The sequence below is a fragment of the Rhizobium sp. P28RR-XV genome (assembly GCF_012641385.1).
Taxonomy (GTDB): domain Bacteria; phylum Pseudomonadota; class Alphaproteobacteria; order Rhizobiales; family Rhizobiaceae; genus Rhizobium.
This window is the reverse complement of sequence record NZ_JABAIG010000001.1, coordinates 293,520-313,751: the sequence shown is the minus strand read 5'-3', so window position 1 is coordinate 313,751 and position 20,232 is coordinate 293,520. Positions and strand designations below refer to the sequence as shown.

The window sequence follows — 20,232 nt, the reverse complement described above, 5'->3', positions numbered from 1 at the left end:
CGGAAAACGCTCCCTACCTTCAAGGATCATGCTTTAAGCCTCGCGCGCGTTCTGAGAATAGCATCCGCAACCGCCAGCGCGTCCCTGTTGATTGCGACATTGTGTACGCGGAATAGCGCAGCTCCCTGCAGACGCAGGATCGCGCTGGTCGCCGCCGTTCCGACATCGCGATCGGACGCATCGCGGCCGGTGATGGTACCCACGAACCGCTTGCGCGAAGTACCGACCAACAGCGGCAGCTCGAAGCGAAGCAGCGCATTGAACCGCGCCATCAGCTCCAGATTCTCCTCCGCATTCTCCTTGGCAAAGCCAAAGCCGGGATCGAGCACGATATTCTGCCTGTTGACGCCTGCCGCCGCGGCGATATCGAGCGATCGGCTGAGGAACAGCATCTGATCGTCGATGATGTCAGGCAGCTTCTGCCTGTTGCGACCGGTATGCATGATGCAAAGCCCGGCGCCCGTTTGCGCCGCCACGGCGGCGATATCCGGTTCGCGCTGCAGGCCGAAGACATCATTGACGATGTGTGCGCCGGCCCCGACGGCCAGCCGCGCCGTATCGGCGCGATAGGTATCGACCGAGATCAGTGCGTCAGTCTTGCCGCGCAAGGCTTCAATGACGGGCAGCACCCGCCCCTGCTCCTCGCTGGCGCTGACGGCGGCCGCATCGGGCTTGGTCGATTCGCCGCCGATGTCGATGATAGCAGCCCCCTCCTGGACGCAAGCCAATGCGTGCGCGACGGCAGCATCGACGGCCTCATAATGCCCGCCGTCGGAAAAGGAATCCGGCGTCACATTGACGATCGCCATGATGGCACTTTCTTTGCCAACCTCGAGGCTGCGGCCATGCGCGACATGCCAAGTATGGCTGCGAAGCTCCGTCACGAACCGTCCCATCCCATTGAAAATGAAAAAACCTTGCGCTTGATATTGCGCTCACAGTGGCTATGCCGCAAGGTTCGTCGAAGTTCAACATGGTAGCGACACGAATGCCGCTTGCGTTCCATAAGATAAGTATTGCGTGTGCTCTGTTGCTCGCGTTTTGCATACCCAGCGTGGCCGATGCCGACGTCATCGCCCGCAAATCCATTTCCTATTTCGATATCAAGGGCAACACGGCAGACGAGCTCGATGCGGCTTTGAATCAGCGCGGGCCGCTCGCGATGGGTTCCAGCAGCCATCATCCCGGCGCGACGAAAATCCGCTTCGGCGGCAGCGCGACCTATAGCGAGGCGAAGGGGCGCTGCTATATTTCCAGCGTCAAGGTCACGGTCGATACTGAAATCATCCTGCCGCGCTGGCGCGACCGGCGCCACGCCAGCAAGCAGCTTTCGACGATATGGGACACATTAGCCGCCGACATCCGGCGCCATGAGGACCGGCACGTCGAGATCGCCCGCCAGCATGCGCGGCAGATGGAACGGCACATCCTCTCCCTGCCGTCGGCGAGCAATTGTGACGCGCTCCAGGAAAAAGCAAACGAGGTGACGACGCGGGAAACCGAGCGGCACGATGCCGATCAGGCACGCTTCGACCGAATCGAGGCGATCAATTTCCAGAACCGGATACAGCGGTTGCTGTACTACCGCAGCCGGCACAGCGGCCAGCAATAGATCACACCCCTATAATTTCAGGGAAACAGCCTGCGGACCGACGCCGACTGTGGGAAAACCGCCACTATATCTGTGAATCGTCCAGCTGGGCCGTTCTTTGAACTTTACCAGAATCTGAAATAGGTTTTTCCTATCAATTACAGAGATAAACGCACCAGATGATTCGAAGAATACTGGGCGGGATCTCGAAAAGATCGATTGAGAGTGCCTGCGGCGGCGGGTTTGTTCGCTCTTCGGCGCAGTCGGGGTTTGTTTTTCAAAGCATGCGCTAAGTGTTCTCCTGGCGCGTCCTCAAGCCGCAGGTGTTTCCTCCCTTGCCTGTCGGTGATGCGCCCGCCTTGCCTCGCTCGCTGATCAGCTGAGCGGGGCATCTTTTTTGGACTACTGCATAATTCCTCAAATCGGAATCGATTTAGGGCGAAAATTATCCAGCATTTCAAAGTGTTACAGCGACTTTAGCGCACCTCAAGAGAGGCGCGGCTCTGTAAGACTCGGGAATAAATTGTCCGGCTGATATCAAAAGGCTTTCTGCGGAGGAACCGCGGCGGCGAAGACGTCAGGCCTGGCGTTCCGGCACATGCACGACGAGCCCGTCAAGGGCGCTCTTCATCTTGATCTGACAGGAAAGACGCGAGTTCGGCCGGACGTCGAAAGCGAAATCCAGCATATCCTCTTCCATCGGCTCGGGACCGCCAACCTTCTCGGTCCAATCCTCATCGACATAGACATGACAGGTCGCACAGGCGCACGCGCCGCCGCATTCCGCTTCGATGCCGGGAACGGAGTTTCGCACGGCATTTTCCATCACGGTGGATCCCTCGTCGACATTGAGGTCAAAGCGTGTGCCGTCGAAGGCGACGATGGTCAATTTGGTCATGTGGGTGAATTCCGATATTTCGTGAATGAGGATGATCGGAATTTTACTTCCAACAAATCGCTGGGGCAGTCAACATTTGCGCCGCCGAAACGGTCTTATCCGTCTGGCGGCGCAGGCATCACATTCCATTGATCTGCAAGGATCTACAAGCGGATCGGTTCAGCGCGAGAGCTTCAGAATGAAATTCTCAGCCTCGACGACACAGGTCGTCACCGCTGCCATGCGCGCGGCATCACCGACATCGCTCTCGAGCGCCCCGGCTGCGTCGGCGACGCGGAAAGCGCCGACGGCTCCGGCAGCCCCCTTCAGCTTGTGCGATGCGGATTCGATGCGCTTGGGGTCACCGCTGCCGATCTCCTGCAGGCAGGAACGGGCCTGCCTGGCGAACATCTGCAACACCTCGACCTCAAGCGCCTTGTCGCCCATCGTCTGCTTGCCGAGATGGACGAGATCGATCGCCCGCTCCCGCGATGGGGCAGCCCCCCTCGAATTGTCCGGAGATTCAAACGCGATATTCAAAGCTGCCATGTGCCAATGCTCCCGTCATTTATCTATGACTGTTTTAGGGACGTGCCGCATAGTTGCGGCCCGAGCATGGCCATCCAGTTAAATTTTGGCACATTGAGGGCCGAAAACTCCAGACATGGTTAACGTCCGTTAAACATGCTCAAAATCTTGAGTTTTCATGGCGTTGAACAGGTAAACAGGGTTAATGGCTCCTTAACGATCCACTGCCTTTAAGGTGGAATTAATTGTCATGACTAGGGGAATGTGTCACTACGATACTAGTAAATTGGGCTCATGGCACATGTCTTTGCCCAAGAAGTGGATGATGGTAATGTTTTCATAACATCCGTTTGAAAAACCAGTTATCCACTCTGAAATGTAACGGGAAATCCAACCTCGATATTAATCGAAAGCGGAGGACCCAACGGGAGGCAGGGTTCGTCTTTTCCGGACGAGGCGGAATTACCGGAAAAGGCACGGCAAGCCCGAGTGAGTTGTAACGAGGCGTAACCGCATGGCGAACAAAAAGTACATCGAGTCGGTCGAGGACAAGGCCTTCCAGGCATTGGACGAAGCTCTGCAGATCGATTTCAGTGACGAGAGCTTGGAGTCTCGCAATACCCCTACGCCTGATGTCCCGGAGCGAAAAGTGTCTGAGCCGCCCAAACAGCCGATAAAGCAAAGCAGGGATGATGCAGCCCGCAATACCGGCGGCACGCGCAGCACTGCAGCCCCTGCCACAACGCCTCGCTCCGCCGAGGCGCCGAGAAACCCGAACCTTGCGGCAGCCAACGATGGCAACCGGGCAAGCTCCGCCAGCATCCTGAAGGCGCTGGACAGCGGCTCTCAGAGCCGTGCGGTACGCAATGCCACCATTTTTTCCCTGTTCTGGATCATCGGCGGCGCCGGTCTCGCCTTCCTTCTTTACGGCACCCAAATCCGAAACATCCATTCCTTCGCCGATCTGGCCGCCCTGCCCGGCGTTATCGCCTGTATCGTCGGCATCATCATTCCGGTCCTTCTTTTCTATGCTTTCGGCATGATGATCTCGCGTGCGCATGACATGCGCAATGCGGCCCGCTCCATGGCGGAGGTCGCGTTGCGTCTCGTCGAGCCGGAAACGGTGGCTTCCGAACGCATCATGACGGTCGGCCAGGCGGTGCGGCGTGAAGTTTCGGCGATGAATGAGGGCATCGAGCGCACCATTGCCCGCGCCACCGAGCTGGAAACCCTCGTCCATTCCGAAGTCAACGCCCTGGAGCGCAGCTACGCAGATAACGAACTGCGCGTGCGCGGCCTCGTCCATGAGCTCGGCACCGAACGCGACGCGATCATCAATCACGCCGAGCGCATCCGCTCGTCGATCGTCGGTGTACATGATCAGATCAAGGAAGACCTGTCGCTGGCGACCGAAGAGATCACCGTGCGTCTCTCGACCTCGGGCGAAGCCTTCGCGTCGATGATCGATACGCGCGCTGCCGTGCTGATGGAAAAGTCGGATTCCGCGGTCGAGGCGCTCGGCACGCTGCTTGCCGCCAAGACCGACAGCCTGCTGCAGAACCTCAACGCCTCCGGCCTGGCGCTGAGCCACGAATTCGACACCCGCCTGGAATCCCTGTCGTCGACCCTTTCCGAACGCGGCAAGGAACTGCTCGGCCACTTCGAAACCCGCGCATCGACGCTTGACGCGAACACCGAAAAGCTGAACTCCGCGCTCAATGAACGCGCCCGCCAGCTCAATGAGACCCTGGTTGCCCGCACGAAGGAAATCAGTGAAAGCCTCACCGGCGGCGAGCGGTCCATTACGGGTACGCTGGACAATGTGTTGTCGCGCCTCAACACCGCGCTCGACGAAAAGGGTGCGAGCTTCCGCCAAAGCCTGCAGTCGACGGCCGATGACGCCATCATGGATATCGACCTGCGCTCCGGCTTTTTCGACGAGCGCTTCCAGTCGACGATCGCGCAGCTTTCGACCGCTTTCGACGAACGCGTATCGGAATTCACCTCCGCCTTCGACAAGCGCGCCGGTTCGCTGGACAGCAAGCTGTCGGAAAGCCTTGCCCGCATCAATCAGAGCCTGGGCAGCAACTCGGATGCCCTGGAAGGCATTCTCACCTCCAGCATCGAACGGCTGGGCTCGCATCTCACCGACCAGTCTTTCGCGCTGGCAACCACGCTTGCGACCGGTCAGGAAGTGCTGGAAAGCGCAATCGGCTCCAGGGCCGGCGAGATCACCTCGGCGCTTCAGAACGCCACCAGCGGAATTTCTGCCGCCCTGACATCTGGCACGAACGAACTGAACACCACGCTCGCCTCGCATGCCGGTGCCTTCACCTCGGCTGTGCAGGGTGTCACGCGGGATGTCTCGACCGCGCTGCAAACCGGCACGGAAGAGCTCACGACGGCCTTTGCCGGCCGCGCCAACGAGATCAACAACACGCTCTCTTCCCGCACGAGCGAGATCACCCAGGCGCTTGGCTCCGCGCATGAGCGCATCGATGCCGTGATGGCCGCCCGCAGCAGCGCGCTTTTCGGCGCTCTGACCGATAACCAGTCACGATTTGAACAGACGCTTGCCGAGCGTTCGCAGGCAATCACCGATGCCGTCAGTGGCTCTCACGAACACCTGACCGCCGCCCTCGACGAACGCACCTCGATGCTGGCGATTTCGCTGGCGGAAAACCAGCTCCGCCTCGAAAACACGCTGGCAAGCCGCGCCGACGCCATCACTAACGCCGTTGCCGATACGCATGGCAAGCTTGCCGACACGCTTGATGACAAGACGATGGCGCTTGCCATCGCGCTTTCCGAGGGCCAGTCCCGCTTGGAAGACACTGTGTCCGGCCACGCGGATCATGTTGCCGGCACTCTGGACGCAAAGACCAAGGAGCTCGCCCGCGCGCTCGCCGAAGGTCAGGCGCGTCTGGAAAACACCGTTTCCGGCCACGCCGAAAGCGTTACGAACGCCCTCGACGACAGAACCATGGCGCTCGCCGTTGCTCTTTCCGAAAGCCAGGCAAGGCTGGAAGAGACCGTGTCCGGCCATGCCGAACGTGTCGCCTCCACGCTGGATGGGAAGACCGGCGCGCTTGCCGCCGCCCTGACCAGCGGGCAAAATCGCCTCGAGGCAACGCTTGCCGATCGCGCCGAGGAGATCATCAAGGCGTTTGCCGGCAATCATGCCGCCCTGGTCGACGCCCTCGACGACAGGACGATGGCCCTCGCCATTGCACTTTCGGAAAACCAGGCTCGCCTTGAAGGCGCAATTTCGGGTCATGCCGAGCAAGTCACCACCACGCTCGACGACAAGACGATAGCTCTGGCCATCGCCCTTTCGGAAGGTCAGGCACGGCTGGAGGACACCGTCGCCGGCCACGCCGAGCGGGTCGCCAATACGATGGACGGCAGGACGAAGGCTCTTTCCGACGCGCTGACATCAGGCCAGTCCCGCCTCGAGGCGACGCTTGCCAACCGCGCCGAGGCGATTACCAACGCCTTCACCGGCAATCATGCCGCTCTGGCGGACGCTTTGGACGAAAAGGCGATGGCTCTCGCCATTTCGCTCTCCGATACGCAGTCCCGCCTCGAGGATGCCGTATCGAGCCGGCTGGACGCCCTTTCCGAAACCGTCGCCGGAACGCACGACAAGATCGTCAACAGCCTTGACGACAGGACGATGTCCCTGGCGATCGCCCTTTCGGAAAACCACGCGAAGCTCGAGGAAACCCTCGAACACAGCGCCAAGGCCATTGCCCATACCGTGGCCAGCGGCCACGAGGCATTGACCAATACGCTCGATGACAAGAGCATGGCCTTCGCAATCTCGCTCGCCGAAAACCAGAACCGTTTCGAAAGCACCCTGGAAGAGCGCGCCAATGCCCTGCTCGACAGCGTCTCCGGCGCTGAAGCGCGGGTTGCCGGCGCCTTCGGCGACAAGGCGGACGCAATCCGTGCCGCCTACAGCGAAAATCAGGATCGCCTCGATCGCTCGCTCGCGGTCCATACAGAAGCCCTATCAGGCTTGCTCGGCGGTAGCAGCGATCGTATCGAAACCGTTCTCGGCGCCACGACGCGCCAACTCGAAAATACGCTTGGTGTCGGTCTGTCGCAGATGGACGAGAACCTTGCTTCCGCTTACGAGCGCATGCGCTCGACGCTGGAAGATCGCAGCAATGCGATCAACTTCGCTTTGCGCGAAGCCCATGAGCAGATCGACAACACGCTGATGGAGCAGACGACAGCCATTGGCACCTCCATCGCCACCAGCGCCAGCATGCTCGAAATGTCGCTGGAGGACCGCGAGGCATCGCTGCGCCAGACCATCGACGCCAGCGCAAGGACCTTGGAAGAGCGCCTGAGCAGCGGTGCGGGCGACGTTGCCGGCCGCATCCAGCAGGCCGCCGGCGATATCCAGCGTTCGGCCGAAACCTTCTCGTCCAACCTCAACCAGACGATCGAGGGCATGACCGGCCGCTTCGCCGAGACCGGCTCCCGTGTCGAGGCCAGCCTGTCGGCTCTTGAAAACCGCATCCACGAAGGCGTCACAGGCGTCGCCGCACAGGTCGATGCAGCCGGCAACCGTCTCTCCGATACGCTGGCGAGCGGCGCCGCCCAGATCGACAACAGCGGCAGCCAGGCCGCGGCGCGCATCGAAGAGCGCCTGTCGACCATGGATCGCGCGCTCAATGTCGGCCTCGAAGCCGTCAACCGCACGATCGAGGGCAAGGCCGCCAATCTCGCGACGACGCTGCGCACGGCCGTTGCCGATGCCGCACAGGGCATGGATACGGAGGCGACGCGTACGGCTGAACTGCTTGCCAATACCGGCCAGCAATTTGCCGATAACCTCGGCAACCACAGCGATGCCTTCGCACGCGCCATGACCGAGCGCTCCGACGATCTCGTCAATCGCGTCTCGGAAACACAGAACCGGTTGGCAAGCCAGGCCGCGGCCGTCGCCCAGACCTTCTCTGAGGCTGGCAACGCGATCGTCAACAAGGTTGCCGAAGCCGAAGGCCTCGTCAGCAACCAGGTCAACACGATCTCGCAGGCCCTGTCTTCGGCGGAACAGACGCTGGAAGCCCGGGGTGCCGCCATTCGCAATACGCTGGCCGGCGGCAGCGAGCAGATCGCCTCCACCATGGCGCAGGTCGAGCGCGCGCTCGACGAGCGCAGCACGGCCATTCGCACCTCCCTCGAAGAGCGTGCCCGCGAGATCGACGCAACCCTTACCGGCGTCGACAACGCGCTGGAAGCACGCGGCGCATCCATCCGCACATCGCTCGACGAGCGCACCCGCGAGCTCAATTCGATGCTGGCAGGGCGCTCCACAGAGCTCTCCCGCCTCATCGACGAAAAGGCCCGTCCGATCGTCGATCGCTATGCGGCAACGGGTCAGGAAGCGGCAGCCCTCATCTCGGCGGCCGCCCAGGAAAGCACGGAGCGGCTGCGCGCCGAAAACACCGCCCTGATAAACGCAATCGCGTCGCGCACGGAACATGCGGTCAATACGGTCAGCGCGCTCGAGAACAACCTGCTTGCAAGCGTCAACGGGATCATCGCCCGCCTCGCCGAGAACAACTCCGCGATCGCCGGTCTGCTGACCAATGCCGCCACCGAGTTCGCAACCGTCGACGATCGTCTCAACGCGACGTCGACACGCTTCGCCGAATCCGCGGCGAAAGCCGGCGAGATGGTTTCGGCCTCCAGCCGCCTCCTCGAAGGCAAGGTTGACAAGCTGTCCGAAATCACCGGCCAGACGCTGTCGCAGGTCGGCAGCATCGTCGGCCGTTTCGACGATCACTCCAAGGTTCTCACACAGGCTTCCCAGCTTCTCGGCGCGGCACAATCGAACCTCGTATCGACGCTGGAAGAACGCGAGACGGCATTGCAGAACCTCGCCGTCGGCCTCGTTCAGCGTTCGGAAGAGATCGAGAACACCATGCGCGCCCTTGGGACCATGGTGGAAACCGCCTTCGACCGTGCCGAGCAGCGCTCCAATCAGGTCACCGGCAATCTGCGCCAGAGCGTCCAGTCGTCTTTCGCGGACATCGGTCGCGTCCTCTCCGAAACGGAGAAGCGCGCCGAGGACGCCGCGGAAAACATGCGTGGCGCACTGCACAAGGCCAGCGAGGAAGCAGGCCAGGCTGTCGAAAGCACCTTTGCCAATACCGAGCGCCGCTCCAATGACCTGACAAACCGCCTGCGCGGTGGCCTCACGGCTTCGCTGTCCGAGGTCGAGCAGATGCTTGCCGACGCCGGCAAGACCTCCGATACGGCCGCGCAGCAGCTGCGCGAGACGCTGCGTGTCGCCGTTGATGACGCCATCGGCCGCTTCGCCGGGGCAACGGACGAGATCCGCCGCTCGGCTGGCGATATCCGCCGGGAACTCGACCTCACCCGCAGCGAACTCAAGCGCGGTGCCTTCGACCTTCCGGAAGAAGCGAAGGAAAGCGCTGCTGCCATGCGCCGCGCCGTCGCCGAACAGATCAAGGCGCTGCAGGACATCTCGCAGATCGTCGGCCGCTCGACGCAGCAGCTGGAGATTTCCGAACCTTCGGCACGCGCTCTGGCAGACGCACAGCCAGCCCAGCGCCCACGGCCTACGGCTCCAGCGCCGGCCCCGGCACCTGTTGCCGCCGCTCCGCGGCCGCAACAGCCCGCCCCGCAGCAACCTGTGCCCCAGCAGCAGCCGGCACCGCAGCAGCCTTCGATCGAGTCCCTGGGCCTGCGCGGCTCCATCCCCGCGGAACGTCCAGTGGCTCAGCCGCAGCGTCCGGTCGAAACGTCGGCTCCTGCCCGCCAGGAAGCAGCCGGCGGCGGCTGGATCAGCGACCTGCTGCGTGGCGCCTCGCGGGATGAAACCGCTGGTCTGCAGCCGGCCCGCCAGGCGACGTCGAAAGCACCGGCGGAACCGGCACCCGCCGCACGCAACCCGCGCCATGTCGTGGAATCGCTGAACTCGCTCTCGGTCGACATCGCCCGCGCGATCGATCACGACGCGTCCGTCGACCTGTGGCGCCGTTACCAGCGCGGCGAACGCGATGTGTTCACTCGCCGCCTCTATACGCTGAAGGGCCAGCAGACCTTTGACGAAATCAAGCGCAAGTACGACCGCGAACCCGAATTCCGCACGGCAGTCGACCGCTACATCGCCGATTTCGAAAAGCTGCTTGCCGATGTCCAGCGTACGGACCGCGATCGCACCGTCACGCAATCCTATCTCACCTCCGACACCGGCAAAGTCTACACGATGCTGGCCCACGCAGCCGGTCGCCTGAACTGAGATAGAGAAGAGATGAATGCTCGATCCCCGGCCCAGGTGCCGGGGATTTTGATTCGAGGTACGGCACGCCTCATGTTTACGGCATGGAAAAGGGCGGCCCCGAGGGCCGCCCTTACTTCGCCCGGCGATGATTGTGCCCAATCTACCGGGCTTCATGTACCTTTGAGATCAGCCCGCTGGTAATGCCGACGAGCAGGAAATTGTTGTTGATGCGGACCCAGTGATAGCCGCGCGGGGGCGCGGACAGCTGATAGGCGCGATAGTCGATGTCCGCCGCACGATGCCGATCGGAGGCGGACAGGCGGCGGCCCTTGACCCAACCGCCCTTGCGGACAACGACCTTCTTCTTCACCACCTCTTTCTGCATGGCGGCCTGTTTGCCAGCTGGAGCCGGCTTGACCTGCGCCGTCGCAGCCAGCGGCATCGCCAGAACGGATGCCGCAAGAAGGACGGTGAAGATTTTTCTCATTGGTTGTTTCCTCATTTCAGAATCTGCACGCGAACTTACCGTGACAGACATGAAACGAGTCTGACAGTCGAATTACAATTCGGTAATGGACAAGATTGGCCGGCACAGTTTCGCGTCCACATCACTGCAAGCCATCGCCCGAACTTACAATTCATCGTAGTTGAACCAGTCGAAATCCGCCGTCTTCGCCCGACCCGAAGTGTCGAAGGCAAACACGCCGGCAAAAGCACCGGTGAAGGAGCCATGCTCACCGCGCCCGCCCTCATCCGAGATGACGCCGGCATCGAGCACGGGTCCTATGGACTGCCATGCTCCCATGCCCTCCGCCTGCCAGAAGAACTGCAGGTCGTTGTCGCGCACTTCCATGGCAAGCTGGATCCTCCCATCGGGCACGGCAACCCCGCCGTCGATCGGAAAACTCAGGCGACCGTTCGGATAGTCGCCCGGGCAGGTCATGATGGTGACGCAGCGGCCGAGCTTCTCGTGAAGGGTCACGGCGATGGCGTGCAGCTTGAAACGATTGTAGTAATGCGTCAGCCCGGCGACCTGCTGGTAGGTATTGGGCTCAAAGTCGACGACCGTTTCGGCGCGGAAGCTGTGATGCTCCTGACGGCGGGCGACGAGCGATTGCTCGAACCAGGAACCGATGCTTTCGCGGGCGATAAGCCGCAAATGGCCGGGACGTTCCGTCATGCTGAAGATGCGCTCCGGTTGCGGCGTGCGCAGCCACTGGAAATCCATCGGCAATTCCCGCTCATCGAAATTATAGCCGCTGCGGCGCGGCTTTTCGATGCGCTGGGCACCATTCAGGCCGGTCACCTCGACATCGGGAACGCTGGTGCCGTTTTCGAGATAGAGCCAGCCATCCTCTTTCCAGACGCATTTCTGCAGAGCCGTCTCGCGGCCGAGCGTGCAGCGACGATGCGGCGGCAGGGGGCGCCCGCAAAGATGCGTATGATAGAACTGCCCGTCATGCGTCTCGACATATTGGCCGTGGCCGGCGCGCTGCAACGCCGCCTCCGGATGATCCTTCGAGGTGATCAGGTACTTGTTCGGATGGAGCTCGTAGGGTCCGGCGATGTCGCGCGATCGGGCCATGGTCACGGCATGATCATAGCCGGTGCCGCCTTCAGCCGTGGTCAGATAGTACCAGCCGTTGCGCTTGAAGAGATGCGGCCCCTCGACCAGCCCCAGCTCCGTGCCGGCAAAGATGTTCCTGATCGACCCCTTCAACGATTTCGTCGCCGGATCCCATTCCTGCAGGAGAATACCGTCGAAGGCCGGCGTCTTCGGCGAGCCGCCATAGCTCTCGGTGCGGTGGTTCCATTGCATGTTGACGAACCACTTGCGTCCGTCGTCGTCATGAAACAGCGAGGGGTCGAAACCGGATGAGTTGACATAGGCGGGCTCGGACCATTCGCCTTCGATGGTCGGCGAGGTCACGATGTAATTATGGGCATCCTTGAAGTTGCCGTCATAGCGCTTGACGTCGGTATAGACGAGCCAGAACAGGCCATCCGCATAGGAGAGGCAAGGCGCCCAGATGCCGCAGCTGTCGGCCTCGCCGCGCATATCGAGCTGCGACGCACGCTCCAGCGGCCGCCTCACCAGGGTCCAATTCACGAGATCGCGCGAATGATGGATCTGAACGCCCGGATACCATTCGAATGTCGAGGTGGCGATATAATAGTCCTCGCCGACACGGCAGATGGACGGGTCGGGATTGAAACCCGGCAGGATCGGATTGCGGATCATGAAACTCTCTCCTCCAGAGACCACGACATGCGGCGATGTGCGGTCATACAAAGAAAAACGCCCGGAAGCTGGTTCCGGGCGTTTTATGATGATCAGTCCCGTTCGGCCGACTTTGCCCAGAGATTGATGTCCGCCTCCTTGGCATAGACATCGATCTGCTTCAGTTCTTCCGCTGTGAAGTCGAGATTATCGAGCGCCTTGACGCAGTCGACGATCTGCGACGAGCGGCTGGCGCCGATCAGGGCCGACGTGATGCGGCCACCGCGAAGAACCCAGGCAATCGCCATCTGCGCCAGTGTCTGGCCGCGCTTCTCGGCGATCTCGTTGAGCTTTCGTATATTATCGATGATCGACGGACGGATGAAGTCGCGCTTCAGGAAGTGGTTCTGGGCCGCGCGGCTGTCGTCCGGAATGCCGCCGAGATACTTGGTCGACAGCATGCCCTGCGCCAGCGGCGAAAAGACGATGGAGCCAATGCCGAGGTCCTCAAGCGTATCCACCAGACCGTCATCCTCGACCCAGCGATTGAGCATGGAATAGCTCGGCTGATGGATCAGGCATGGCGTGCCGAGTTCCTTCAGGATTGCCGCGGCCTCGCGCGTGCGCTGCGAATTGTAAGAGGAAATCCCGACATAGAGCGCCCTGCCCGAGCGGACGATATGATCGAGCGCGCCGCAGGTCTCCTCGAGCGGCGTATCCGGATCGAAGCGGTGGGAATAGAAGATATCGACATAGTCGAGGCCCATGCGCTTCAGGCTCTGATCGCAGGAGGCGATCAGATATTTGCGGCTGCCCCATTCGCCATAGGGACCTGGCCACATATTGTAGCCGGCCTTGGAGGAGATGATCAGCTCGTCGCGCAGCCCGGCGAAATCGGTGCGCAGGATCTCGCCGAACGCGGTCTCGGCGCTGCCGGGAGGCGGGCCGTAATTGTTGGCGAGATCGAAATGGGTAATGCCCAGATCGAAGGCCGTGCGGCACATATCGATCTTGCGCTCATGCGGCGTGTCGCCGCCGAAATTGTGCCAGAGTCCCAGCGAGACCGCCGGCAGATTCAGACCGGAACGGCCGGTCCTGTTGTATTTCATTTTTGAATAGCGATCGGATGCCGGTTGCCAGGCCATGATGGAATTCCTTCGAGATGAAAAAGCGCGCGGATTGCTCACCCGCGCGCAAACTAGCTCTTCCAGCGCTTACTTCAAGAGCGCCTGCGCCTCTTCGATGCCGAGTGCCGCCGGCTGCGTGCAGGTCGTGGTCAGGTCGATGAAACGACCCTCCTCGCCCGACTTCAGGATCGAGGTCATGACATCGACGCCATGCAGCGTCCTGTCCAGCGAGCAACGCGCATCCCGGCCGTCGATCAGCGACGCGGCTAAGTCGGCAAGACCGGCCGTGCGATAATTGGCGCGCGAGCCGCTCGGGCTTTCCTGGTTGACGATGCCGAAAGGATGCGCCCAGTTTTCCAGCGGCTTGATGTCCTTGTCGCGCCCACTCGCCTCGACGGTGCCGCCGAAGAAGTTCGGGTCGGGCACGTAGAGAGAACCCTCGGTGCCATAGAGCTCCATATTGGCATGGCGGTGCGACCAGACATCCCAGCTCGCCGTCAGCGTGATCCTTGCACCGCTGACGAATTCCAGCAGCGCCTGGATCGTCGTCGGCGTCTTCACGGGAATAATGTCACCGTTGCGCGGCTGGCTGGTGATGGTGCGGGTCGGCGACGCCATGGAGGTCATCGCGCCGACACGTTTCACCGGACCGATCAGGTTGATCAGGTTGGCGATATAGTAAGGGCCGAGATCGAGGATCGGGCCGCCGCCGGGCAGGAAGAAGAAGTCCGGATTCGGATGCCACATTTCCATGCCCGGGCTCATGACATAGCATGCACCCGAGGTGACGCGGCCGATGCCGCCGTCATCGATGAATTTGCGGGCGAGCTGATGGGCACCACCGAGGAAGGTGTCCGGAGCGCAGCCGACGGCCAGCCCCTTTTCCTTGGCGACGCGGCGCAGCTCTTCACCCTGCTCCAGCGTCAGCACCAGCGGCTTTTCGGAGTAGACGTGCTTGCCCGCTTCGAGGATGCGCTTGGAAACCGGGAAATGCGCATCCGGGATGGTCAGGTTGACGATGACGTCGAGCTCGTCATTGGCGAGCAGTTCGTCGATGGTCTGCGCCTTGACCTTGTATTCCTCGGCGCGCAGGCGCGCCGCTTCCATATTGATATCGGCGCACGCCAGCACTTTCAGGCCCTTGAAGAGCGGCGAAAGCGAGAAGTAGGTCGTTGAGATATTGCCGCATCCGATGATGCCGACGCCAAGTTCCTTAGCCATGTGGATATGCCTCAAAAGCTCTTGAAGGATGCGATGGAGCGCGTGATCAGGCGATCGACATCGCTCGGATTGTCATGTTCGACGACGAAGTGCTTGGCTTTCGTCCCGGCCAGCGCCTTGAGCAGCTTTGCCCACGGAACAGTGCCGTGACCGACGTCTGCCCAACCGTCCTCGTTCTTGTTCTCACCCGCCGGCGCGATGTCCTTGACGTGAACGGAGGTGATGCGTGGCCCCAGCTTTTCGATCCAGGCAAAGGGATCGCCGCCACCGCGGATGACCCAGGCAATATCGGCTTCCCAGGAGATATCCGGAGCGCCTTCGAAGATCTGCTCGATCGGCAGCGAGCCATCGGCCTGCTTGACGAATTCGAAATCATGATTGTGCCAGCCGAACTCGAAGCCCACATCCTTATAAGGCTTGCTCATTTCATGCAGGCGCTTGCCGAATGCGCGCCAGCCGGCGGCATCCTTCGGGCGCTGGTCGGCGCCGATATGCGGGGCATAGATCGAATCCATGCCGAGGGTCTTGGCGATGGTGAGCGACTTCTGCACTTCGCCGTCGAGGAAATCCGGGCTGAAATGGCCGCTCGCCATGGTCAGGCCGTTCCTGTCGAGTTCGGCGCGCAGGTTCTTGAGGCCGGTCTCGTCCAGATCGGCATAAATACCGCCGAAGCCCTCGACCTCGGCGTAGCCGGCCTTGCCGAGCTTTACGAAGATCTCCGAATAGGGCTGGAAATTGCGGGCGCTATACAGCTGAAATCCAAGTTTCGTCATCGATAGTCCTCCAATGGCCTTCCGGCCGTCTGTCTTGGGCCTTTGGCCCCGAATGCACCGTCATGACGGCGCGATAGCTCAATCCACCGACTGGCTGGATTGCAAATCGTAAATACGGAAATCCGGCACACCGCCTGGGAGCGGCTTGGTCGGCGTGAAGACGATGCGGCGGCTTTCGCCGGCGGCAAGATCGAAGGCGTTGTCAGAATAGCGCCCCTCCACCTCGCTCTCGATCATCACGAACAGCGCAAGTCCCTTGGCGGCGACGGTGAGTTCCACCGTGCCGTTTTCCTCCTTTTCCTCCCGTAGTGCCGTCAGGTCGGCGGGCTGAAGCTCGAGGGCCTTGTAGGTGCCGTGGACATAATGCCCCTCGCCGCCCATGCCGTTCGATGCGGTGAAACGCCACGCCAGCAGGCAATCGGCCGGCACCTGATCCGTATCGATCGACAATGCCGTGACAGCCGCGTCCGGCGTGCAGACGGCATGCGCCGTGGTCAGCGGCACACGCTCGCCGTCGAGCTTCAGCAACGAGACCGAGATATCGGCTGTGACATCGGCATTGGTGTCATTGACCAAGGAGAAGCGGATCGTCTTGTTGTCTTCGGAGGGAATTGCCGCGACCGATACCGGCTGGAAGAAGCGCCGCACCAGATAGTGCATCACCTTCCACCGACCGCCGTAATCGAGGCTCGACCAGGAGGCCACCGGCCATGTGTCGTTGAGCTGCCAATAGATGGTGCCCATGCAATGCGGCTTCAGCGAACGCCAATACTCAACCGCCGTCTTGATGGCGAGGCCCTGCTGGACCTGGCTCAAATAGACGAAATTCGGGAAATCCTTCGGGAAGCGGAAATAGCGGAACATCGTGCCGGCAATGCGCTCGTTACCGCCGGCATTTTTCTGGTGCAGCTCCATGACCGGAGAGGCGATGTTCATATCCTTCGCCTCGGCATAGGTCTTGATGACGGGCAGCGAGGTATAGGACTGGAAGCCGAATTCCGAGCAGAAGCGCGGGCGCACGGAACGATAATTGTCGAAGGACTTGTTCTCGTGCCAGACCGACCAGTAATGCATGTCGCCGGAACCATCGGCATGCCAGGCGTCGCCAAAGTTGAGATAGCCCGACGCCGGGCTTGACGGCCACCAGATCGCATCCGGCAGCGCCTTCTTCATCGCGCGCTCGATCGTCCTGTTCAGGCGGTCGTAGGAGACGAGATAGCGATCGCGATCCTTACGGGATTCCTCGAACCAGGTGAGCGCGCCCACCAGCTCATTGTCGCCGCACCAGAGAACGATCGAGGGATGCGTCGCGAGCCGGCGAACCTGGTAGTCCACCTCCGCCTCGACATTCTCGAGGAAATCGCCCGTCGAGGGATAGAGGTTGCAGGCGAACATGAAGTCTTGCCACACCATAAGCCCCAGGCGGTCGCAGGTGTCGTAGAACCAGTCGTGCTCGTAGAAGCCGCCGCCCCAGACGCGGATGGCATTCATGTTGGCCGCGGCAGCCGATTGCAGCAGGTCCTCGGTCGCGGCCGGGTTGGACCGTGAAAACAGTGCGTCAGCCGGAATCCAGTTGGCCCCGCGCGCAAATATCTCGCGGCCGTTGACCTTCAACACGAAACGGCTGCCGGCCTCATCCTCGTCGGTGATCAGCTCGACCGTGCGCAGGCCGATCCGCCGCGTGACGGTTTCGAAATTGGTTTCCACGGAGAGCGCATAGAGTGCCTGTTCACCATTGCCGGCCGGCCACCAGAGCCGGGGCTTGTCGACATGGAAGACATGGGTGATCGATGTTTCCCCGGCATTGACGCCGACATCGAGGCGCACCCGTTCGTCGTCAAGCGAAAAATAGAGCTGCGCGATCCCGGTTCCCTTGGCAAACAGCGCCACCGTCACCTTGAGGTCGACGGAGCCGTCGTCGTTGTGGAGCTGCTGGGTGACGATCGTCTCGATACAGGCGATCTCGAGCTTCTTCAGCGCGATCGTGCCGTAAAGGCCGAGCGGAGCGATAGCAATGTTCCAGTCCCAGCCGAAATGGCATTGCGGCTTGCGCAGCATGTTGCCGTTCGGGATCGGCGAATTGCCGGTGCTATAGGGGATGTAGAAGGGCTGCTTCGCCTGCAGGGCGGCGCCGGCCGCGATGCTCGAATGCAGGACGATGCGAATGGTATTTTCGCCCGTCTTCAGCGCCTTCGAGACATCGGGACGATAACGCTGGAAGCAGTTATTGGCCTCCAGCACGAGCGCGTCATTGACGTAGACGCTTGCGACGGTGTCGAGATAATCGATATCGAGGTACCAGTCGCCGCCGATATCATCGAGCCTGAAGCTGCGCGTCAGCTCCCAATCCTGCTTGGCGACCCATTGCACGACCTCTTCGTTCCGGCCGAAGTAGGGATCGGGAATAAGCCCTTCCGCATGGAGGGCCGTGTGGACATCACCGGGCAGAGATATGGCAAGAGAATGGTCGCTGTCGGGAGAGGTCAGCCTCCACGACCCGGCCAGATCGACGGCAAAATTATCATTGATCGAAGACGACATCGGACCTCCCCGGACCGCTGCAAAGAAGGAGGCGGTCAAACCGCCTCCGGGCATGGGATCATATTCTGAGTTCCGTCTGCGCATCAAAGAGCGACGCGACAGACATGTCAAAACCAAGCTTTACGGCCGAACCGGGGCCGAAGCGCCTGGCGCCGTTGACGCGAACCGACATCGTATGGCCGGCATGCTTCAGCCACAGCAGGTTGTCGGCGCCCATCGGCTCCTCGATATCGACAGTGGCATTGTGGACCTCGGCGCCGGACGCAGCCTCCTCATTGACCTTGATGTGCTCGGGACGGACACCCAGCACAACCTTGCGGCCGACCTCCAGAGCCTCGCCGGCCTTGTAGCCGTCGAGAGAAAACAGCACGTCGTTGGTCGCGAACACGACTTTGCCTTCGCGGTTTACCAGTTCGCCCTTGAGGAAGTTCATCGATGGCGATCCGATGAAGCCGGCCACGAAGAGATTGCGCGGCTCGTTGTAGATCGTCGTGGGATCGTCGAGCTGCATGATGACGCCGTTCTTCATGATCGCGATGCGGTCGGCAAGCGTCAGCGCCTCGATCTGGTCATGGGTGACATAGATCATCGTGTTCTTCAGCGACTGGTGCAGCCGCTTGATTTCGACGCGCAGCTCCGAACGCAGCTTGGCATCGAGGTTCGACAACGGTTCGTCGAAGAGGAAGACGTCGACATCGCGCACCAGCGCGCGGCCGATCGCGACGCGCTGACGCTGGCCGCCCGAAAGCTCTGCCGGCTTGCGCTTCAAAAGCGGCTGGATCTGCAAAATCTCGGCGGCACGCGCGATGCGCTTGTCGATCTCTGCCTGGGGTACCTTGGCGACGCGCAAGCCGAAGGACAGGTTCTTCTCGACCGTCATCTGCGGATAAAGCGCATAGGACTGGAACACCATGCCGATGCCACGATCCTTGGGCTCTTCCCAGGTGACGTTCTTGCTCTTGATGAAGATCTGCCCTTCGGTGATGTCGAGCAGGCCGGCAATGCAGTTGAGCAAAGTCGACTTGCCGCAGCCCGACGAACCGAGAAGCACCAGGAATTCGCCGTCATTGATCTCGAGATTGAGGTTCTTCAGAACGGTGACCGCGCCGAAATCGAGCGACAGATCTTTGATGGAAACGCTGCTGTTCATGGATCACCCCTTCACTGCGCCGGCGGCGATGCCCCGAACGAAAAGCCGTCCGGAGACGAAATAGACGATAAGTGGAACAAGACCCGTAAGGATCGTTGCCGCCATGTTGACGTTGTATTCCTTCACACCCTGGACGGAATTGACGATGTTATTGAGCTGGACGGTCATCGGATAATATTCCGGCCTGGTGAAGACGACGCCGAACAGGAAGTCGTTCCAGATACCCGTGATCTGCAGGATCATGGCGACGACGAAGATCGGCAGCGACATGGGCAGCATGATGCGCAGAAAAATCTGCCAGAAGCCGGCGCCGTCGATGCGCGCAGCCTTGAAAAGCTCCGCAGGCAGCGACGCGAAGTAATTGCGGAACAGCAAGGTCAGGATCGGCATACCGAAGATGCTGTGCACCAGGATAAGTCCGCTGAGCGTACCGTATATCCCGATTTCACGCAGTACGATGACGATCGGATAGATCATCACCTGATAAGGGATGAACGCGCCGATGATGAGGATCGAGAAGAAGAAATCCGCGCCCTTGAACCGCCAGTTGGCGAGCGCATAGCCGTTGACCGAGGCAATCGCGATCGAGAGGATCGTGGACGGCACGGTGATGCGTACGGAATTCCAGAAGCCGCGGGAAAGACCGTCACAATTGAGACCGGTGCAAGCCGTTGCCCAGGCCTTCACCCATGGTTCGAAGGTGATCTCGAGCGGCGGCGAGAAGATGTTGCCAAGCCGGATTTCCGGCATTCCCTTCAGCGACGTGACGATCATCACGTACAACGGCAACAGGTAGTAGGTGGCAGCAACGAAAAGCGTGCCGTAGAGCATGATGTTGCGGCCGGAAATCACCCGGCGCGGCTTGCGGCCACTCGGTCCGGAGAGCGGCTTGTCCGTCAAGGCAGCACCGCCGTTCGCATTCTTGAGAGTAATAGT

13 protein-coding genes are annotated in these 20,232 nt (G+C 61.0%); 2 read left to right on the top strand and 11 right to left on the bottom strand.

What is annotated here, in order from left to right:
* Nucleotides 1-26: 26 nt before the first annotated feature.
* Nucleotides 27-896: a dihydropteroate synthase gene (folP, locus tag HGP12_RS01475; RefSeq protein WP_168838786.1), complete on the bottom strand. Its 870-nt coding sequence runs from the start codon at nucleotides 894-896 to the stop codon at nucleotides 27-29.
* A 92-nt stretch (nucleotides 897-988) separates the two neighbouring features.
* Here folP and HGP12_RS01470 point away from each other — a divergent pair, with 92 nt between their 5' ends.
* A complete protein-coding gene (locus HGP12_RS01470; RefSeq protein WP_168839161.1) occupies nucleotides 989-1,612 on the top strand; it encodes a DUF922 domain-containing Zn-dependent protease in 624 nt (207 codons plus the stop codon).
* A gap of 556 nt (nucleotides 1,613-2,168) precedes the next feature.
* Here the strand turns inward: HGP12_RS01470 and HGP12_RS01465 are convergent.
* Both HGP12_RS01465 and HGP12_RS01460 read right to left on the bottom strand, forming a co-directional pair.
* Nucleotides 2,169-2,489, bottom strand: coding sequence for a 2Fe-2S iron-sulfur cluster-binding protein (locus HGP12_RS01465; RefSeq protein WP_168838785.1), 321 nt, complete (start codon nucleotides 2,487-2,489; stop codon nucleotides 2,169-2,171).
* A 159-nt stretch (nucleotides 2,490-2,648) separates the two neighbouring features.
* Complete coding sequence (locus HGP12_RS01460) at nucleotides 2,649-3,017, bottom strand: Hpt domain-containing protein (protein ID WP_168838784.1); 369 nt, start codon at nucleotides 3,015-3,017, stop codon at nucleotides 2,649-2,651.
* Between the two features lie 493 nt (nucleotides 3,018-3,510).
* On the opposite strand from HGP12_RS01460, the gene HGP12_RS01455 reads away from it, so the two are divergent.
* Nucleotides 3,511-10,281 (top strand): hypothetical protein, encoded by a 6,771-nt coding sequence (locus tag HGP12_RS01455; protein WP_168838783.1) that lies wholly within the window; start codon nucleotides 3,511-3,513, stop codon nucleotides 10,279-10,281.
* A gap of 142 nt (nucleotides 10,282-10,423) precedes the next feature.
* Here the strand turns inward: HGP12_RS01455 and HGP12_RS01450 are convergent, their stop codons facing one another.
* The 8 genes from HGP12_RS01450 to HGP12_RS01415 all read right to left on the bottom strand — a co-directional run bounded on the left by HGP12_RS01450 (nucleotide 10,424) and on the right by HGP12_RS01415 (nucleotide 20,229).
* The gene (locus HGP12_RS01450; protein ID WP_168838782.1) at nucleotides 10,424-10,750 is read right to left on the bottom strand and encodes an RcnB family protein; all 327 of its coding nucleotides are present in this window, start codon (nucleotides 10,748-10,750) and stop codon (nucleotides 10,424-10,426) included.
* 144 nt (nucleotides 10,751-10,894) lie between these two features.
* Complete coding sequence (locus HGP12_RS01445) at nucleotides 10,895-12,505, bottom strand: glycoside hydrolase family 43 protein (protein ID WP_168838781.1); 1,611 nt, start codon at nucleotides 12,503-12,505, stop codon at nucleotides 10,895-10,897.
* Nucleotides 12,506-12,597: 92 nt separating this feature from the next.
* Nucleotides 12,598-13,629, bottom strand: a complete 1,032-nt coding sequence (mgrA, locus tag HGP12_RS01440) for an L-glyceraldehyde 3-phosphate reductase (RefSeq protein WP_168838780.1) — start codon at nucleotides 13,627-13,629, stop codon at nucleotides 12,598-12,600.
* A 69-nt stretch (nucleotides 13,630-13,698) separates the two neighbouring features.
* Complete coding sequence (locus HGP12_RS01435) at nucleotides 13,699-14,832, bottom strand: Gfo/Idh/MocA family protein (protein WP_168838779.1); 1,134 nt, start codon at nucleotides 14,830-14,832, stop codon at nucleotides 13,699-13,701.
* Between the two features lie 11 nt (nucleotides 14,833-14,843).
* Nucleotides 14,844-15,605, bottom strand: a complete 762-nt coding sequence (locus HGP12_RS01430) for a sugar phosphate isomerase/epimerase family protein (protein ID WP_168838778.1) — start codon at nucleotides 15,603-15,605, stop codon at nucleotides 14,844-14,846.
* A 78-nt stretch (nucleotides 15,606-15,683) separates the two neighbouring features.
* On the bottom strand, nucleotides 15,684-18,146 hold the full coding sequence (locus HGP12_RS01425; RefSeq protein WP_168838777.1) for a glycosyl hydrolase 2 galactose-binding domain-containing protein: 2,463 nt from the start codon (nucleotides 18,144-18,146) through the stop codon (nucleotides 15,684-15,686).
* Nucleotides 18,147-18,204: 58 nt separating this feature from the next.
* Complete coding sequence (locus tag HGP12_RS01420; protein ID WP_168838776.1) at nucleotides 18,205-19,296, bottom strand: ABC transporter ATP-binding protein; 1,092 nt, start codon at nucleotides 19,294-19,296, stop codon at nucleotides 18,205-18,207.
* Between the two features lie 3 nt (nucleotides 19,297-19,299).
* On the bottom strand, nucleotides 19,300-20,229 hold the full coding sequence (locus HGP12_RS01415; RefSeq protein WP_312862848.1) for a carbohydrate ABC transporter permease: 930 nt from the start codon (nucleotides 20,227-20,229) through the stop codon (nucleotides 19,300-19,302).
* Nucleotides 20,230-20,232 lie beyond the last annotated feature (3 nt).

Excerpts from the sequence above, each read along its gene's own strand:
- mgrA (WP_168838780.1), bottom strand. The coding sequence starts at position 13,629 with ATGGCCTGGCAACCGGCATCCGATCGCTATTCAAAAATGAAATACAAC.
- HGP12_RS01470 (WP_168839161.1), top strand. The coding sequence starts at position 989 with ATGCCGCTTGCGTTCCATAAGATAAGTATTGCGTGTGCTCTGTTGCTC.
- HGP12_RS01460 (WP_168838784.1), bottom strand. The coding sequence starts at position 3,017 with ATGGCAGCTTTGAATATCGCGTTTGAATCTCCGGACAATTCGAGGGGG.
- HGP12_RS01435 (WP_168838779.1), bottom strand. The coding sequence starts at position 14,832 with ATGGCTAAGGAACTTGGCGTCGGCATCATCGGATGCGGCAATATCTCA.
- HGP12_RS01430 (WP_168838778.1), bottom strand. The coding sequence starts at position 15,605 with ATGACGAAACTTGGATTTCAGCTGTATAGCGCCCGCAATTTCCAGCCC.
- HGP12_RS01465 (WP_168838785.1), bottom strand. The coding sequence starts at position 2,489 with ATGACCAAATTGACCATCGTCGCCTTCGACGGCACACGCTTTGACCTC.
- HGP12_RS01420 (WP_168838776.1), bottom strand. The coding sequence starts at position 19,296 with ATGAACAGCAGCGTTTCCATCAAAGATCTGTCGCTCGATTTCGGCGCG.
- HGP12_RS01450 (WP_168838782.1), bottom strand. The coding sequence starts at position 10,750 with ATGAGAAAAATCTTCACCGTCCTTCTTGCGGCATCCGTTCTGGCGATG.
- HGP12_RS01425 (WP_168838777.1), bottom strand. The coding sequence starts at position 18,146 with ATGTCGTCTTCGATCAATGATAATTTTGCCGTCGATCTGGCCGGGTCG.
- HGP12_RS01455 (WP_168838783.1), top strand. The coding sequence starts at position 3,511 with ATGGCGAACAAAAAGTACATCGAGTCGGTCGAGGACAAGGCCTTCCAG.
- HGP12_RS01445 (WP_168838781.1), bottom strand. The coding sequence starts at position 12,505 with ATGATCCGCAATCCGATCCTGCCGGGTTTCAATCCCGACCCGTCCATC.
- folP (WP_168838786.1), bottom strand. The coding sequence starts at position 896 with ATGGGACGGTTCGTGACGGAGCTTCGCAGCCATACTTGGCATGTCGCG.